Source organism: Crocosphaera sp. (genome assembly GCF_030064895.1).
Taxonomy (GTDB): Bacteria; Cyanobacteriota; Cyanobacteriia; order Cyanobacteriales; family Microcystaceae; genus Crocosphaera.
This window is the reverse complement of the sequence record NZ_JASJEB010000042.1, coordinates 1-17,215: the sequence shown is the minus strand read 5'-3', so window position 1 is coordinate 17,215 and position 17,215 is coordinate 1. Positions and strand designations below refer to the sequence as shown.

Genomic DNA, 17,215 nt, shown 5'->3' with positions numbered 1-17,215 from the left:
CTTTTTCGCTAGTTTTTAGTGATTGAATTAGCCGAATTCACGATTTTTAAAAAATCCATTTCATAAAAAATAATTTTTGATGCCAATTTCTTATTTTTTAGGTTTTGTTTTTTCTTCATGAATAATGCAGGCTAAATAAGGCTAAACTACTAAATAGTAAAAATACTCCTTCTGTATAGATAACTGTACCAAAAATAGATAAGGGACACCAAGCCAAAATAGCAACAACCCAACGAGCAGCTAAATCACTATTGCTTTTTTTAATCCAAATATAAACAACAAATAGAGTAACAAAAAATGCAATATTATTCACTATAATTCCTACAAAATTAGAAGGCAATCCTACTGCTGTACCCAATCTAATTAACAAAGGAAATAATGGGAAAAATGCAACATTGGAACCCGGTTGACTATCTGAGGTATCATAACTATTAGTTGCGATTTGTTGGTATAAAATACTATCCCAAGCTGAAAATACTTCCCACCCAAAATCAACCCGATCATTCTCTAATCCGATATGAAGCAAGGGTGAAATAATCATCATTGTAATAATTATAAGGCCCCTACTTAGTAAACCCATTAAGAAAACAAAATACCATTCATTGCGTAATATCTGACGAAAAAAATATAGCATTATTTTCTCATGTCATAAACTTATAACTATAATATAATATGTCATACTTTACTCCAGTTTTTACAAATTTATAATTTAATTTTTTTCAAGATTATCAATCATACCTTGATTTTTACAAAGTTTTTTATTATATTGAGGAGATTGAATGGATTAAAGAATTATTATGTCTCTTGTCTTTTCTAATAGTCAGAGTTCTATAAATTGGATAAAAAAGAATCTTTTTAGTAACTGGTTTAATAGTCTTCTTACTTTAGTTAGTTTAGTTTTTATATTTTGGGTTGGTTCGAGTTTAATTTCTTGGGCGATATTTCAGGCACAGTGGGGCGTTATTACCGCTAATTTACGCTTATTTTTTGTTGGTCAATATCCAGTTAGTTTATTATGGAGAGCTTGGACAAGTTTAGCCATTATTTTTAGTTTAATTGGTTTTTCTTGGGGTTTGATAACACATTATAATAATTTATTCAACCCAATAATATTAATCTTTTTAGGTTTCATTTCTGTTATTTTAGCATTATTAGCGATTCCTATTAGTTTAGTTTCTAGTGCTAAGTTATTAGTGATTTTAATCTTATTTGTAACATTCGCTATAATGGGTCAAAAAATCAGTAGAAAATTACCTGATTTTAGTAATTGGTTATCCTTGATTTGGGGATTAACTTTCTTTTTTTTGTTAGGATTATTACAAGGAGCTTTCTTTTTACGGCCTGTTAGATTGGATGATTTTAGTGGCTTAATTTTAACACTTTTTGTGGCCATTATTAGTATTGTTTTATCTTTTCCTTTTGGTGTTCTATTAGCATTAGGAAGACAAAGTGCTTTACCCTTTATTCGCTGGTTATCTATTGCCTATATCGAATTAATTAGAGGTTTACCTTTAATTGGGATACTTTTTATGGCACAGGTAATGTTACCGTTAATTTTACCTCAAGATATGCGAATTCAACGGGTTATTAGAGCTATTGCCGGGTTCACATTATTTAGTGCTGCTTACTTAGCAGAAAATGTTAGAGGGGGTTTACAATCAGTTCCCAAAGGACAAACAGAAGCAGCGAAAGCATTGGGATTAAATGGTTTTTTTGTCTTAATTTTCGTAGTATTACCCCAAGCATTAAGAGTGGTTATTCCTACTATTGTTGGTCAATTTATTAGTCTTTTTAAGGATACTTCCTTATTAGCCATTGTAGGATTAGTTGATCTATTAGGGATTTCTCAGTCTATTTTAGCTAACCCGAAATTTATCGGTCGTTATGGAGAGGTTTATATCTTTGTTGCAGCTATTTATTGGCTATTTTGTTATTCTATGTCCTTATTAAGTCGTCGATTAGAAAATAAATAAACGAATAATAGTTACCTGATTTCGGAGTTCGGAATTCGGAGTTCAGTGTAGGGGTAAACGGCCGTTTACCCCTACGTTTTTAATAAAATAATTAGTGTTTGAAACTTCTCATTGTGATGAGTTGTCTATAAATCTTCCTATTATCGAACTCAGGTTAGTTAATGTTGCAATTATGGTTAGTCTATGAGACAATCAGGGATTATCGAAAATAGTTGGGTCTAAAACCCCGCCTTTTAAGGCGCATAGTTTTTGAAGCGGAGGATAAATCTCTGTTTCAAAAACAACTTCTGACTTCTGACTTCTGACTTCTGACTTCGTTAACATCCCCCTTAGCAACAAATTTGTATATGAAGTTATAGAGGAATTTAATTGTGCAAAATACCGCTATATTTTATGATATCGAGAATCTTATTTATGGGTATAAACAAGCAGAGATAATGGCTAGTAATGTATCTTTAAAAGAAATACTAGAAAAAATCAAAAGTTCTAATCTTATAAATGGAATTGGAGTTCAAAGGGCATATGCTAATTGGAGTGATTCTCGTCTCAATGTAATGGCAAAAGAAATCAGTGAACTTGGTATTGAACCTATTCAAATCTTCGGCTTATCAAGAAATCAGAAAAAAAATGCTGCTGATATTCAATTAGCTGTTGATGCAATAGATTTGGCTTATGTTAGACCTTGGCTTGATCTCTTTGTTATTGTTTCTGGTGATGGTGGTTTTTCTGCTTTAGGTAAAAAGCTACATGAGTGCGGAAAAAAAGTAATAGGCTGTGCTTATAAATCATCTACTAATCAAATATTTGAATCTGTATGTGATTTATTTATTCCTCTAGAAGAACCTGTTAATGATACAATATTTGCTAGTAAATTAAATAAAAAAAATGGTGGAAATAACTCAATTGCTATAAAAGCTTCTCGGTTTATTCCTTTCTTATCAAGTAAAGATAAATCTGAAATCATTCAACATTCTACAAAAATAATTGAATGGTTAATTCATGATCCAGAATATATGAAACACCTGAATAATCAGGGAATAAATTTATCAATAATTAGAGAAGTTCTAAAATGTAGAATTGAAAATTTTAATCCATCTAGCATAGGGATTTTAAAATTTATTGACTTTTTTAAAATTATCACTGAAGATTTGCCTGTTGTTGCTAGATTAATGCCTAATAATGAAGTAAAAGTATTTTTTAGAGATAATGATAAACATAACTTACAAAACTTAGATGGTAACGAAGATTTATTACTGAACTTGAAAATTACTAATCAGACTGTAAAGAGAATGACTAATGATTTAGATCGTCTATCTACCGAAGATGTCAATGAAATTATTGAACAGTCAAAACGTATTATTGATTGGCTGACTAATGATAATGAATCAATAAAAAATCTTGGAAAAAAAGGAATTAGTCTATCAGTAGTCAAAGAAGCTTTTAAGTTTGGAATTGAAAACTTTGATCCACGCTTGGCTGGTTTTGGTAAATTCGTAGAATTCTTACAGTATATTACTGTTGATACACAACTTGGAGTTTCAAGATCAACCAATAATACTACCTCTATTACATATCGGAGTTTATCTCTAAACGAATTAGAGAGATTGCCTGATTTAGATGAGACTTATATTCATTCTCCTGATAATTACTCGGCAATTTTAGCTACAGGAAAGCCAAAATTTAGAATGTTGAATCAGCATGAACAATATAAGATTATTTCTATAATTTTTGAACTTGAAGAACCTTTCATAAATCGAGATTTTTTATGTAACTATCTGGATCAGGAGAATATTGAGTATGAACTAAAATCAGTTAATTCTTGCATCACTAATCTTGTTGGTGCGAATATTTTAAAAGATCAGGAAAATATTAACCATTTACCTGAAATTAATCTAACTATTAGCCCAGATTTTTGTGACATTGATTCCATTGTTGAAAAAATATTAAATTCTATGAGACAAAAATTATTAGATTTCTTTGATGATGAGTTTCAAAAGGATATCTTTGAAAAATTAATCAATTCTTAGATCAGGAAATTTTTAGCAACAATTGATCAACACTAGCGTTATGATCTATAAAAGAAAATAAATGTTTGTACTGTATTTTTCCTGTTTTATCTAATACAAACTGTGCTGGAAGCGGTGCGCCTAAAGCTTGACCGGTATGATACATCCGAAATACCCGACAATCTGGATTACTCAATAAAGGCATTTTTAAGCCCAAATCTCTTACTACAATTTGACTTTGTTTGGCATCGGTACTGGTAATCATTAAAATCTCTACTCCACGCTCAACAAATCTTTCATAATACTTATTGAGTTCAAGAATATGAGGATAACAAAAAGGACAATATTGCTTTTCTGTAAAGATACGAGTAAAAGCTAAAATAACCGGTTTTTGCTGAAAATAATCACCTAATCTAACCGTTAGGTTGTTAGTAATATCTGGTAACCTAAAATCAGGAGCTTGGCTGCCTAATAAAATTTGATTCGTGGCGGGAATGGGTAAAAAGTTATAAAAAAAACGTCGATTAATTAACCCCGTGAAATCTGTGGATGTTAACATGATATAAATAAAAACTTAACGTAATAATTTTTGTTTAAAATCGTCTGCTTTGTCAGGATCAGGAATTTTACTAGCTAAGAAGTTGACAAAATCCTTGGGAGAAATATTAGGATTTTTCTTAACTGTTTTTTGACAGAGTAAAGAAGCCATTGGGCCAATTAAATCAGCTAATTCTGTTTGACACTGTTCAACAAAACTAGGGTCAATCTTTTCCTCAGTTTCACTAAAGGAAAAAGATGTGGGTTTAGGAGGCAAAGGTAAAGGTGTATTAGGAGGTGCTACACGAGTTGGCATATCATCAGTATTTTCCTTAACTGTATTGGGAGAAAAAGTATCCAGAAAGTTATCTGAACCATACAGATCATGATAAATATTCTCTAACTCATTGAGAATAGTCTGAGCCGAGGAAGGACGTTGATTGGGCAAGCGTGCCATAATTTGATCAACCACATCACCAAACTCAGGTGATAACTCAGGAACAATCTCTCGCCAGTTTAAGCAATCAAGACGGGAATCATATAATTCACTGGGATGTTTTCCTGTTAACAAATAAACAAGGGTCCGTCCTAAAGCAAAAAAATCTGACTGAGGAACCGCCTGACCATTCAACTGTTCAATGGGGCTATAGCCCGCCGAAAATAGCCCTGTGACCTCTCCACTTGATTGTTTTGATAAATAAGTCTCTGTAACCTCCCGAGCGGTGCCAAAATCGATTAAAACCAATTGTCCCGTAGAACGCAACATGATATTGGAAGGCTTAATGTCACGATGAAAAAAGTTATGATGATGGATCTCTTCTAAAATTCGTAATAACTGCATCAACCATTCAATGGCCATCTTTTGGGAAATACAGTTACCTCGCTGAGCAATATACTGCCTCAAATTTAGCCCCTCTATTTTTTCCATCACTAAACAGTACAGGGGCGTATTACCATTTTTTACGAAAAAGGTGAAATGAGCATCCCGTTCAATCTGAGGAATCCCTGGATGGTGAAGACGACTCAAAACATGGACTTCTCTTTCAAAGAGTTCAACATACTTAGGATGATTATGGAGAAGAACTTTAAGAACTTTATTAATGGGTTTGTTACTATCGGAGTTTTGGGGGTTACTATCCTGTACTTCATAGGTTTTACCAAAACCGCCACCACCTAGCTCTTTAAGGACACGATAGCGTCCGTCAAGCAGTAACTCCGAGCCACAGCTTTGGCAAAATAGGGATGTGTCCTGGTTATCAGGATTAGAACATTGAGGGTTAATGCAGAGGCTCATCTGGACTTGCCACGAGTCAATCTTTCTTTAGTTTAGACTCCAAGATTAACTTATGCACTAATTTTTTTCAGATTTCATCCAAGATTAATAATCAAGACTGGTGATGGTAGTTAAATTAGGAAATACATGATATTATAAGAGGTTGGAGTATTTATTCAATTATTTTTATGAGTTTAACCGCTAATGAAAAGCAAACCCTGATTAGTGAATATCAGGTTCACGAAACCGACACCGGTTCAGCCGATTTACAAGTCGCTATCCTCACTAAACGCATTACCCAATTGACGGATCATCTTAAGCAAAATCCCAAGGATCATGCTTCACGTAGAGGACTCTTGAAAATGATTGGCCGTCGTCGCCGATTATTAGCCTATATCAAGGGCAAAGATGCCAATCGTTATGAAGCTTTGATTAAACGTCTTGGCATTCGTCGCTAATATATTCCCCACCCAAATAACAAATCATGGGTGGAGTTTCCCGACTCACGACGGGATATATCTGCCCCCTCCACTACTCGTAATTAACAATTAATAATTACTTCTCTTTGAAAGATAGAAAAATAAAAACTAAAAATCATTAATATTATTATTTTAAATGTCTCTATATTCATAAAAAACCTAATAAATTTTTAGCACAATATCATTATAAAGCACCTCCAGGACGAGGAACTGTATTAAAATCTTGATCAAAACAATCTTTACAAGTTCCTGGAAACGCTTTGATAAATCTTTCGAGCATATTTTTATCATCACTAAATACAGTCATCCAAATTGACCAAAACCCACTTTCTACAGCCAGGACAACAATCATTTCTCGTAAGGATTCAGTATCATTTTGTTGAAGATTATTATAAGACTTTTCTGCTATTCCCCATTTATCTTGACGTTCTTTCCATCTTGTATCTTTACGTGAATGCTTAGGGTGTCCTGGTACTCTATCAAGTCCAGTTAACTCAATCGTATTTTTGGCAATTTCTTGCTCTCTTTCAGTTAAATTATCATTAATTTTGATAAAACCATTACTATAAGTGAATGCTCGAAATGTATTATCAAGGTCACACCAAAAATAGTCAGATAGATTAATATCGGTTTTGCCTTTGATTGTATTACAATTTTTACAAGCTAAGAGAAAATTTTTCCATTTCAGTTTAAGAGAAGGATAGTCTTTTTTGGGTTTAATATGTTCAACTTCTGCTGATGAGTGATTGAGTTTGATCTCACAATAAGAGCAGTATTTGCCTATATTCTCTATAAGATAAGGTTTAGCTTCTCCGTAATTTTGAAAATCTTTATTGTTAGGTTTTTCCCCTCGAATAAGTGGTCTCATTCCTGACTATCTCCTAAACCGGCTGCTTGACGTTCCATCTTTAAAAAAGCATGATAAGCGACATCATCACTATAGGGTTCAATTAATTCATCTAGTTTCTGTTTTAACTGCTTTACTTGTTGAGAATTGCTGTTTTTAGCTTCTTGGAGAACCTTATAATATTCTTCGGCAACTCGCATCATTTCTTGATATTTTTCACTTCTTTGTATATTCTCAATTCCCATAACATTTTCGCCAATATCTTCAATACTTTTGTTTTCATATTCTTCCATTTCTTCAGGTTTATCTAAGTTGATTAATTCCCCTTCTTTAAGAGATTGTATGATAAAAGGAGAATGGGTTGTGGCAATAAATTGAATCTTGGGAAATGTTCTTTTTAAATCATCAACTACTCTTCTTTGCCATTTTGGATGTAAGTGTAAATCTATTTCATCTATTAAAACAATTCCAGGAGTTTCTGTTGCTGCTTGCTCCCCTAATTGAGGATTTAAAACTGCTGTACGATAAGCAATATCAGCAACCATTCCTAACATACTCCGAACCCCATCACTTAACATTCTAAAAGGGAGTAAATTACCATCCTTGGAGGTGATTATTAAATCATCTTCTAATATATCATATTTTGCATTGTTCCAATAATAAACACAATCAGCAATCGCTTTTTTGACGGCTGTTAAAACTCTAATTGGTTCTCCTTGTTGGATACCAGCTATTTCCATTGTTTTAAACCAACTTAACATCAAATGTGGATTAGATGCAGCATCTAAACAATCAATATAACCTCTCATTCTTGAGTCAGGTTTTAAAGTTTTTAGGTTTCTATTTCTTTTTTGTAACCAAAGTCTTCCTGTACTATAATAAGCAATAACTGGAAGAATAATATCTTCCCCTTGATTCACTTTTTGTTGAATTTTCTTAGATAAATTAATCAAATCATTTGCTTGTTTTCGAGTTGTTTTTCCTCCTTTATTTGTTAATTCCCTTGTCCAAAAAATCTTATCAAAATTTGTATCCAATAAATCAGTGTAGTGTTTATCAATTGAACCCAGACAATAAATTTTCACAGGATATTGAGGTTCTAGGGTTGGTATTTGATCTTTTTGATAACTTATTCTATGAACTTCATCATCTTTAATATGGCGAGAATCAACATTTTTAAAACCCAGAAATAAACTTCCTATACCAATAGCTAAAGCATCTAATAAAGCTGTTTTTCCTGTACAATTATCTCCAATAAATACAGTGAATTGTGACGATAAAAAAAAACTTGTTTTTTGAAATCCTCTAAAGTTTTCTAATCCAAGCAGAAGAATTTTCATTGATTGTCTCTTGAGTCATTATAATAAGTTATTTAACTACCATTTTTTGATTCTATATGATAATTAAGGTGGGCAATGCCCACCCTACAATATTAGGCTAATAATTCACTGGCGCGCTTACTTAAAGCGTCTGCGGTTAAACCATTAAATTCCATAACTTGTCCTGCACTAGAGGCTGTTTCTCCTCGTTTCCAAGCGAAGGTATCACGCTTACTATTACTACGTAAAATCACAGGTTCTAACATAGCAGAAGTTCCACCAGTTACCCCAATTAAAGCGTCACCACCAAACAGTTTTTCAAACCCTTGCTCATCCAAGAAATGACTATCCTTTTCGCTGCAAGTTTCCCAAGCAACATCATGGGGACGGTATAAACGACGGGGACTAATAATAGAAACAATTCTTACCCCAATACCCTCACTTTCTAAATGTAAAGCAGCATCAAACACAGGAATTAAAGTCATGTCACCAATGACAGCAAAAACAACTTTTTTCTTACCTTCACTGTCGTGTAAAACGATGCCCCCATCCTGTAAACCTTGACGAGTTTGTTCTAAGGTTGTGCGAATAGGTAAGGGTGACTTACTGGCAGTAATAGTAATCCCTTTATTACTGGTTTTAACCGCCCAATCATAACAAACCTGAATACTATTAGCATCGCAAGGAAAGAGAGGAAAGATGTTACCATTTCTCATCATTCCAGCAAAATAATTTTCAATTTCTGGCCGTTGATGAGTCCAACCATTACGCCCTTGTTCTAATGCACCGGCAGTAAACAAAGTAATAGTAGAAGGAGTGGGACGACGTAACTCAGCCATTGCTTGAGTCACTGTTTGCCAGATAGGTAAACCATTAATAGCAAAAGACTCATAAGAACACCATAAAGTCCTTGATCCAAATAAAGCCAAACCAGCAGCTAAACCAGAACAAGCATCTTCACTTAAAGGCTCATAAACCTGTCCTCCTGGCCCTTGAAAATAAAGATCATCAACCGTAGGATGAACAATTTTTAAACCAATATTGATATTATTAATCCCAGAAGCAGCATTCCCGTCAGCATTGGCAATGACAAAGTTAGGGTCTTTTTGTCCCACATGAACCACTAACTCACCCATAGCAGTGGTAGCAACTTTTTTATCCCCATGTACCTCATATTCTGTTAAGGGTAACTCTCCCAACTCTGGCAAGGGTAACACTTTTTCTGTGACCACATTATGAGACGCAGGACCACCAGCGGACCGTTCAAAGTTGGTGCGAACCAGTTGCCAAGCTTCAGGTGATAAAGCGCGTTCTTTCAAGGCACTAACGATATAGTCTTTTTCTAAGTTATCCCCAGGATATAAATTATGAGATTTTGCGCCCCGTTTGTGAACCCCGGCCCCTTTGAGTTGTTTGACGATGAGAACGGTTAATGTCCCGCCTAAAGCAGACTTAGCTGCTTTATCTGTTGCTTCTAAAATAGCTTGGGTAAAGGCTAACCGTTTCGCAAGAGAAAACTGGGTACTATCCACATATTCCCCTGCTTGGTTGCTGTCATCGTAGTCTTTAGCGTTTACTAAAATGACCTCAGCAAAACCGTTTCCTTGCCAATAAGCGATCATCTCTTCGTTGGTTTTGGTGGAAACCATACTATGGTGTTCCTGAGAATAACCGTTCCAAACCAAGATGGGTAAGAAGTTAGTGACTTGAGGAAAGGCTGTATTAAAGTGACCAAAACTGCTCATAATATAGGGTTCCCCTAACCCACCATCGCCAATGGTGACGGGGAAAAGTACCCCAGGATGTAACTTGGCACCGGCCATGGCAAAATGTTGTCCTTGTCCCAAGGGACCAGCCGGGTTGAGAAGTCCGGGTATTTGTCCGGAAAGGTGTCCTAGTAGCCCGTGCATCTCTCGAAACCGTTCACCCATCTGCTGCACGGTTTTAATGCCCATGTCTTCTAGGGAACGGTCTAAAAACATATTACTGTAAAAGCCTGGTGCGTGGTGGCCAACTTCAGTAAGAATATTTTTATGGCCTAGCATCACTAAAGCTGCAATGGTGTCAGCGATACTTGCAAACCCTCCAGGGTGGCCTGACTGTTTGGTGGCTGCGGTTTGTAGGGTTAAGTAGCGTAATGCGTCGGCTGCTAAGATGGTTTGAAAGACGGCTTTAGCATCGTTAGGGGAGGAAATGGCTTTATTTCCCGATTTTATGGCTGCTTCTGTGGTGTATTGTTCAGAGTTAGCTAAGTTTTCCCCAAAATGTTGAATTCCTTGACAAAATGCTGGTATTGCGCTGGCAACTGTCATGTGTGAGTTCTTCCTATTTTACATAACGGCAAGTATTAAGACGATCTTACAGGTTTGTGGGGATTTATTTAGAAAATATTAAGGATTTTTAGTAATGGAAATTCTTCTATCGTTGTTATAGAGATGATAGGTTATTGTTTAATTCAACATTGATTTATTATTTTGTCCAATTTTCTAAACTTAATCCTTCAATTCTCAAGAAATCACTATCATTAGAAACAACTGTTAACTGTTTAATCATAGCAGTAGTGGCAATTAAAATATCTTCGGTTTGGATTGGTAATCCCCTTAGCCTCAAATTAGCATGAATTTCTGCTGCTTTTTCTAAGATAGCTAAGTCATCTAATAAAATGATAGTATGAGTTTGGCAAAATTTATCAAATCTTGCTCTTTGCTTGGGTGCATCAACTGCTAAAAATCCTCTTTGAATTTCAAAATAAGTAATACAACTAATAAATATTTCCTTTCTTTGACTTTTTACCTCTTTAATTTTCTGTAATATATTCAAATCACGTCTAACAATTAAGGAGACGATATTAGTATCTAATAAATAGTTCATAATTTCTTATTTCCGCTTAATACCTTCATCAAAATTTTTCATTTGTTCGGGAGTAAAATCTTCTCCAACTTTTGATAATATTTCTATAGACATGATTCCGCTGCAATGATGTTTTAATTCCTCGTCTGACATAGTATTAAATTCCTGAAAAGGTAAATTGTTATTAAATAAGTGAGTTAAATGATCCACTATATCTGAGTAATTTAGATCCTCTCTAAATAAAGAATCTTCTTCCATTAAGGTAGACACGACTTTTTTAATTCGCTTAATCATTGATTCTTGTTGTATATCAGTTGATAACATATTTACACCTCGTGAGATAAATTATTAAAATTATTTTTCATCTTTTATTATATCAAAATCTATTTATAATTGTGTCCAGTTTTCTAAACTTAATGCTTCAATTCTCAAGAAATCACTATCATTAGAAACAACTGTTAACTCTTTAATCATAGCAGTGGGAGCCATTAAAATATCTTTAGAATATGTAATTGGAGATAGAAGTTCAGACACATTTGAAGGATTATGGAACAAAATCAAAAATTGGAATTGTTATTTTTGGATAACAGATGGCTACAAAGTTTATCCAAATTTTATTCCAGATGGTGACCAGATTATTAGTAAAATATATATGACAAGAGTTGAAGAAGAAAACAGTCGATTACGACATTACTTGGCAAGATTACATCGTAAAACCTTTTGTTATTCAAAGTCTGATTAAATGTTGTTTTTATCAATCAAACTACTTGGTTATTACTTAAAAAATAAGAATCTTTCTTTGATTGTTTAATTATAATACCTGTGAAAAAAACAACTAGGGGTTAACCAGTGTTAACCCCTAGTTTAAAAGAGCAGTTTTTTGAGGCTTTAACGACCAGGAATACCCACATACCAGAAATAGGTAGCCATAGGAATAACCGTGGCCAAAACCATAAGAACCACAACCCAAATAGTTGCGCTAGTATCGTCCGTATCTTCCGCGCTGGTGAAAGTGCTTTCAATGTTCAACTGTTCAACTGCTGGAGGGCCGGGATCAGGATTTCCTGCTAAAACAGCCACCAAGCGATCGCCTGCTTCGAGAAACGCTTCGTTATATTTAGCACCCTGACGCAAAGGAACTGCAACCGTCTCTTTAACCACACTCGTAGCAATATCATCGGTTAGCAAGGACTTAGTAGCTTCTCCTTGACGGAGGGCGGTTTTATTGGTGAAGGTATCTACTACTAAAATGACTTGGTTAGCCTGTTCTTCGGGACTGGGATACCATTTAGAGAAAATATCATCCGCTAATCCTTCCATAGTCACACCGTAATCTAAGCGACGCACAGCAATCAGTCTAACTTCTGTGCCATTGTTGGTGGCTAATTTTTCTAATTGACCACTCAAACGGTTTTCATTGCTCAAACTAATAGCATCTGCTTGATCAATAATCCAAGTATCAGATCCTTGACCTAATACCGGCAGGTCATAGACCCCAGTAGCAGTAGCAGGGTTGACTGCCGTAGTCAAAGCGATAGCTAAACAGAGTATGAGTCCTATAAAATATTTTATGGGTTTCATGGCAAATCATTGGGTGAAAATAATAGCTGAATTTTTAATTATTTTCACACATAAAGGCGTAGCTGCAAACAAGTTATACTGAGTTTGTGCTTGATCTGTAATAAAGTAAATTGTATGCTGACCCGTCGTTCTTTTGTCACCACCACAGGAAGTTTAGCATTAGCGCATCTTTTATCAAGTTGTGGTAGTTCTGGTGCCGATTTACGGGTACTATTGTTAAAAGGTTCTGTTCCTCCTCAATTGTTGAGGGTTTTTCGTCAACAAATCTCTTCGGGATCGTCTCTTGATTTTAAACCCCAAGGCCAATTAAAGGAACTCTTTTCGTTGCTAGAAACCTGGCAGGATAAAGATGAGAAAAAAAAAGGTTTATTAGCAGATTTACCGCAAATTCCTGTAATTAATCCCCCACCACCTTCTTTGAGTGATTTTGTAACTTTGGGGGATGTTTGGTTAGGGGAAGCGATCGCAAAAAAGTTAATTGATCCCTTGAATATTAGTGAGATTGAAAATTGGCAAACCTTACCCTCTGTTTGGCAAAAGTTGGTAAAACGGGATAAACAGGGAAATTTACAGGAAAACGGGGAAATTTGGGGCGCACCTTATCGTTGGGGAACCACATTAATAGCCTATCGCTCTGATAAACTGGACTGGCAACCCCAAGACTGGTCTGATTTATGGGATCAACGTTTGAGCGATCGCATTTCTATGGTCAACCAACCCAGAGAAGTGATTGGGTTGACTTTGAAAGAGTTAGGAGAATCTTACAATACGAACAATTTAGAGCAAGTTTCTCAATTAAAAAGCAAACTTTTAAACCTTAATCAACAAGTTAAATATTACAGCGATCAACATTATTTACAACCTTTAGTTGTTGGGGATGTTTGGGTGAGTGTGGGATGGTCGAATGAGATTATTCCTTTGATGGCTAAAAATCGTAATATTAAAGCAGTGGTTCCTGCTTCTGGTACTTCTATATGGTCAGATATTTGGGTTAAACCAAAAGCAAAAGAAGGACAAAAAGAATTATCAAAAATGGCTCAACAATGGCTTGATTTTTGTTGGCAACCTCAAGCTGCTAATCTGATTTCTTTGTTTGCTGATGCTGCTTCTCCTATTATTAATACTATGGATAAACAAGAACTTTCGCCTGATATTATTAATAATCCTTTATTGTTTATTGACTCAGCTATTTTTGAAAAATGTGAATTTTTAGAACCTTTATCAAAAATATCCGAAGAACAATATATTAAGCTGTGGAAAAAAATGAGAAACAGTTAACAGTTATTTTCCTAATTAGAATTAGGCTAATATTTTATTAGTTATCTAAATGTTAAAACATCATAGTGGAAATTAAGCCGTTTTTTTGCTACACTTTTTAAAAGTCTTTTCTCATCAGGTCAAGTATAATGGCAATTAATAATAAAATCACTTTCATGGGTTTCTTGTTAGCGGTATCTACTGTAACCGTTTCAGCAGCAACTGCCAGTCCGAAAAAACCTATGGATTACAATCTATCTAATAAGATCGAATATCGCCTATCTCGTATTACCAAAGCTATAGAAAATCGGGAAATTGAAACAATCAATAGTTCAACAACTAAACAAGAAAACTTATTAGCAAGAGGGTTTGCCAATCGTAGTGGTGGTGGCGGTTTTGCTAATAGTGGAGGGGGTGGTTTTGCCAATCGTAGTGGTGGTGGCGGTTTTGTTAATCGCAGTCCTTTTCGTAATGGTGGTGGTTTCTACAACCGTTACTAATTATTAAAAAAAGAATTGATTGTTAACTATTTTCTATTTTTTTTCATCTATATAGGGAGATAATATTTTGCGGATTACAACAAAAATTACTTGTGTCGGTTTCCTTTTAGCTGTTTCTACTTTAACCACTTCTATTGCCAAAAGTCATGGTACTTTATCCAATGAAAAGTTAACCATAGAAAATCGTATATCTCGCTTAACAGAAGCAATACAGGATAGTGGGATTGATATTGCAGATGAAACCGATGAAGACTTAATAGCAAGAGGTTGGGGAAATGGTCGTCGAGGAAGTTGGGGGAATGGATATCGCGGAGGTTTTGCCAATCGTCATGGAGGAGGGGGTTTTGTCAATAGAAGTCCTTTCCGTAATGGTGGAGGTTTTTATAATCGTTATGGTGGAGGTGGTTTTGTTAACCGTGGAGGTGGTTGGCGAAATGGTGGTGGTTTTGTTAACCGTCGCTGGTAAGGAGAGAAAATGACAACACATTTATCTATCAATAGCACTCAAAGTGAATTAATTGATGTTTCATCTTTTGGCCCAATTAATTTAGTAGTGATTCAACCTACACCTTTTTGTAATCTTGATTGTGATTATTGCTATTTACCGAATCGAGATTTGAAGGAAAGGTTATCTCTTGACTTAATTGAACCCATTTTCCAAGAAATTTTAACCAGTCCTTTTGTGGGAGAATTTCTTGATATTTGTTGGCACGCAGGGGAACCTTTAGCAGTACCGATCTCTTATTATCAAGAGGTGTTTAAAAGGATTGAGATTGCTAATGAAAAATATAATAGCAAACAAGTTCCTATTTATCATTCAATACAAACCAATGGCATTTTAATCAATCAAGCTTGGTGTGACTTTTTTAAAGAGTCTAATATGTGTGTGGGAGTTAGTATTGATGGTCCTGATTTTTTACACGATGTTCATCGTAAAACCCCTACAGGTTTAGGAACTCATGAAAGTGTTATGAGAGGGATTCGTTATTTACAAAAAAATGATATTTACTTTAATATTATTGGTGTAATTACTCAAGAATCTTTAAACTATCCTGATGAGATTTTTAATTTTTTCTGGGAAAATGGTATTAATGATGTTGCTTTTAATATGGAAGAAACAGAAGGGATTAATGAGACATCTTCCTTAGATAAAGTTGGCACAGAAGAAAAATATTATCAGTTTATGAAAAGATTTTGGGAATTAACGAGCCAAACTAATGATCAATTTAAGGTGAGAGAGTTTGAGGCAGTTTGTGGATTAATTTGCGATAACCAAAGATTAGCAAAAACTGATATGAATCATCCTTTTTCTATTTTAAATATTGACTATTTAGGTAATTTTTCCACCTTCGACCCTGAATTATTATCAGTTGATATTAAACCCTATGGAAAGTTTATTTTAGGTAATGTTTTACGAGATAGTTTAGAGTCAGTTTGTTATAGTGAAAAATTTAAACAAATCTATCAAGATATGATACAAGGAGTTAATGCTTGTCGTCAAAGTTGTGATTATTTTGGGGTCTGTGGAGGGGGTGCCGGAAGTAACAAATACTGGGAAAATGGCAGTTTTAATTCAACAGAAACCCAAGCTTGTCGTTATCGGACTAAAATAGTCACAGATGTAGTGTTAGAAGCTTTAGAAAGTTCTTTTGGGATTAATTAATTTGTAGCAAACAAAAAATCAATTATCATTATAAATAGGAAATATTAACCACAAGGGATATTTATGGGCTTCCTGGCTGTTATTGACTATGATATGGGTAATCTGCACTCCGCTTGTAAAGGGCTAGAAAAAGCAGGAATTCAGCCAAAAATTACAGATTCTCCCCAAGATATTGCAGACGCTGAGGCGATCGTACTGCCCGGAGTTGGCTCGTTCGATCCGGCTGTACAACATTTGCGATCGCGTCATTTGGAGGAACCGATCAAAACTGCCATCTCCCAAGGTAAGCCATTTTTGGGCATTTGTTTGGGGCTACAAATTCTGTTTGAGGGGTCAGAAGAAGGCAAAGAACCAGGGTTGGGTATTATTAAAGGGAAGGTGCGTCGTTTTCAATCTGAGCCTAATTTGACCATACCCCAGATGGGTTGGAATCAGTTACAATTCACTCAGCCCAATCTTCCTTTATGGCAAGGTTTAACCTCAGATCCTTACGTCTATTTTGTCCATTCCTATTATGTTGATCCGGTTGATGCTGACATGAATGCTGCTGTTGTGAGTCATGGTAGCCAAACTGTAACAGCAGCGATCGCCCGTGATAACCTAATGGCGGTACAATTTCACCCGGAAAAATCATCGGATAATGGATTGCAAATTCTTTCCAATTTTGCAGCAATGGTTCAGCAAAACCTGAAAATTTGACCAATTATAACAACACACGGGATGTTCAAAACGCCTGTTTTTAAACAGGTGATGTAGAACCACTCGGCATTTAAAAATGCCGTGAATATGGTAAAATAAAGTTAGTCAGTACAAGACTTAAAAACCTACCGGGGGACTCTCGGAAAGTACACGCCCAACACCTGAATTGGCAGGGTTTAAGGAAATATCACTACGCCCTTTGAGGCAAACGTGGTGAGCCTGGGAACTTGT

Annotated in this window: 17 protein-coding genes and 1 pseudogene; 9 read left to right on the top strand and 9 right to left on the bottom strand. The window is 35.1% G+C overall.

Features of this window, described 5'->3' with window-relative positions; translation table 11 throughout:
- Positions 1 to 115 precede the first annotated feature (115 nt).
- A complete protein-coding gene (locus QNJ66_RS11555) occupies positions 116 to 544 on the bottom strand; it encodes a mannosyltransferase family protein (protein ID WP_300506730.1) in 429 nt (142 codons plus the stop codon).
- Positions 545 to 797: 253 nt separating this feature from the next.
- Here QNJ66_RS11555 and QNJ66_RS11550 point away from each other — a divergent pair, with 253 nt between their 5' ends.
- Both QNJ66_RS11550 and QNJ66_RS11545 read left to right on the top strand, forming a co-directional pair.
- The gene (locus tag QNJ66_RS11550) at positions 798 to 1,973 is read left to right on the top strand and encodes an amino acid ABC transporter permease (RefSeq protein WP_300506727.1); all 1,176 of its coding nucleotides are present in this window, start codon (positions 798 to 800) and stop codon (positions 1,971 to 1,973) included.
- A 371-nt stretch (positions 1,974 to 2,344) separates the two neighbouring features.
- Positions 2,345 to 4,000, top strand: coding sequence for an NYN domain-containing protein (locus QNJ66_RS11545; protein WP_300506724.1), 1,656 nt, complete (start codon positions 2,345 to 2,347; stop codon positions 3,998 to 4,000).
- Between the two features lies 1 nt (position 4,001).
- Here QNJ66_RS11545 and QNJ66_RS11540 read toward each other — a convergent pair whose 3' ends face one another.
- Positions 4,002 to 4,538: a peroxiredoxin family protein gene (locus tag QNJ66_RS11540; protein ID WP_300506721.1), complete on the bottom strand. Its 537-nt coding sequence runs from the start codon at positions 4,536 to 4,538 to the stop codon at positions 4,002 to 4,004.
- Between the two features lie 15 nt (positions 4,539 to 4,553).
- Positions 4,554 to 5,810, bottom strand: a complete 1,257-nt coding sequence (locus QNJ66_RS11535) for a serine/threonine-protein kinase (RefSeq protein WP_300506718.1) — start codon at positions 5,808 to 5,810, stop codon at positions 4,554 to 4,556.
- Positions 5,811 to 5,977: 167 nt separating this feature from the next.
- Here QNJ66_RS11535 and rpsO point away from each other — a divergent pair, with 167 nt between their 5' ends.
- On the top strand, positions 5,978 to 6,247 hold the full coding sequence (rpsO, locus tag QNJ66_RS11530; protein WP_300506715.1) for a 30S ribosomal protein S15: 270 nt from the start codon (positions 5,978 to 5,980) through the stop codon (positions 6,245 to 6,247).
- 205 nt (positions 6,248 to 6,452) lie between these two features.
- Here rpsO and QNJ66_RS11525 read toward each other — a convergent pair whose 3' ends face one another.
- The 5 genes from QNJ66_RS11525 to QNJ66_RS11505 form a co-directional block, all read right to left on the bottom strand.
- Positions 6,453 to 7,136 carry an HNH endonuclease gene (locus tag QNJ66_RS11525; RefSeq protein ID WP_300506712.1) on the bottom strand — a complete coding sequence of 228 codons (684 nt, stop codon included), beginning with the start codon at positions 7,134 to 7,136 and terminating at the stop codon, positions 6,453 to 6,455.
- Positions 7,133 to 8,455, bottom strand: a complete 1,323-nt coding sequence (locus tag QNJ66_RS11520; RefSeq protein ID WP_300506710.1) for an AAA family ATPase — start codon at positions 8,453 to 8,455, stop codon at positions 7,133 to 7,135. The genes QNJ66_RS11525 and QNJ66_RS11520 overlap by 4 nt, the downstream gene beginning before the upstream one ends.
- Positions 8,456 to 8,547: 92 nt before the next feature.
- Positions 8,548 to 10,746, bottom strand: a complete 2,199-nt coding sequence (locus QNJ66_RS11515; protein WP_300506708.1) for a phosphoketolase — start codon at positions 10,744 to 10,746, stop codon at positions 8,548 to 8,550.
- A 157-nt stretch (positions 10,747 to 10,903) separates the two neighbouring features.
- On the bottom strand, positions 10,904 to 11,305 hold the full coding sequence (locus QNJ66_RS11510; protein ID WP_300506706.1) for a type II toxin-antitoxin system VapC family toxin: 402 nt from the start codon (positions 11,303 to 11,305) through the stop codon (positions 10,904 to 10,906).
- Between the two features lie 6 nt (positions 11,306 to 11,311).
- On the bottom strand, positions 11,312 to 11,608 hold the full coding sequence (locus QNJ66_RS11505) for a hypothetical protein (protein ID WP_300506704.1): 297 nt from the start codon (positions 11,606 to 11,608) through the stop codon (positions 11,312 to 11,314).
- Positions 11,609 to 11,783: 175 nt separating this feature from the next.
- Here QNJ66_RS11505 and QNJ66_RS11500 point away from each other — a divergent pair.
- Positions 11,784 to 12,095: pseudogene (locus QNJ66_RS11500) on the top strand (IS1 family transposase); the annotation flags it as partial.
- A 77-nt stretch (positions 12,096 to 12,172) separates the two neighbouring features.
- Here the strand turns inward: QNJ66_RS11500 and QNJ66_RS11495 are convergent.
- Positions 12,173 to 12,865, bottom strand: a complete 693-nt coding sequence (locus QNJ66_RS11495) for a TPM domain-containing protein (RefSeq protein ID WP_300506701.1) — start codon at positions 12,863 to 12,865, stop codon at positions 12,173 to 12,175.
- Positions 12,866 to 12,979: 114 nt separating this feature from the next.
- Here QNJ66_RS11495 and QNJ66_RS11490 point away from each other — a divergent pair, with 114 nt between their 5' ends.
- The 5 genes from QNJ66_RS11490 (at position 12,980) to hisH (ending at position 16,984) form a co-directional block, all read left to right on the top strand.
- Entirely contained in the window at positions 12,980 to 14,143 is a 1,164-nt protein-coding gene (locus tag QNJ66_RS11490; protein WP_300506699.1) for an extracellular solute-binding protein, read from the top strand.
- 128 nt (positions 14,144 to 14,271) lie between these two features.
- On the top strand, positions 14,272 to 14,622 hold the full coding sequence (gene grrA, locus QNJ66_RS11485) for a GrrA/OscA1 family cyclophane-containing rSAM-modified RiPP (RefSeq protein ID WP_300506696.1): 351 nt from the start codon (positions 14,272 to 14,274) through the stop codon (positions 14,620 to 14,622).
- 67 nt (positions 14,623 to 14,689) lie between these two features.
- The gene (grrA, locus tag QNJ66_RS11480) at positions 14,690 to 15,088 is read left to right on the top strand and encodes a GrrA/OscA1 family cyclophane-containing rSAM-modified RiPP (protein ID WP_300506693.1); all 399 of its coding nucleotides are present in this window, start codon (positions 14,690 to 14,692) and stop codon (positions 15,086 to 15,088) included.
- Positions 15,089 to 15,097: 9 nt separating this feature from the next.
- Positions 15,098 to 16,285 carry a cyclophane-forming radical SAM/SPASM peptide maturase GrrM/OscB gene (gene grrM / locus QNJ66_RS11475; RefSeq protein WP_300506690.1) on the top strand — a complete coding sequence of 396 codons (1,188 nt, stop codon included), beginning with the start codon at positions 15,098 to 15,100 and terminating at the stop codon, positions 16,283 to 16,285.
- A gap of 63 nt (positions 16,286 to 16,348) precedes the next feature.
- Positions 16,349 to 16,984 carry an imidazole glycerol phosphate synthase subunit HisH gene (hisH, locus tag QNJ66_RS11470; protein WP_300506687.1) on the top strand — a complete coding sequence of 212 codons (636 nt, stop codon included), beginning with the start codon at positions 16,349 to 16,351 and terminating at the stop codon, positions 16,982 to 16,984.
- Positions 16,985 to 17,215 lie beyond the last annotated feature (231 nt).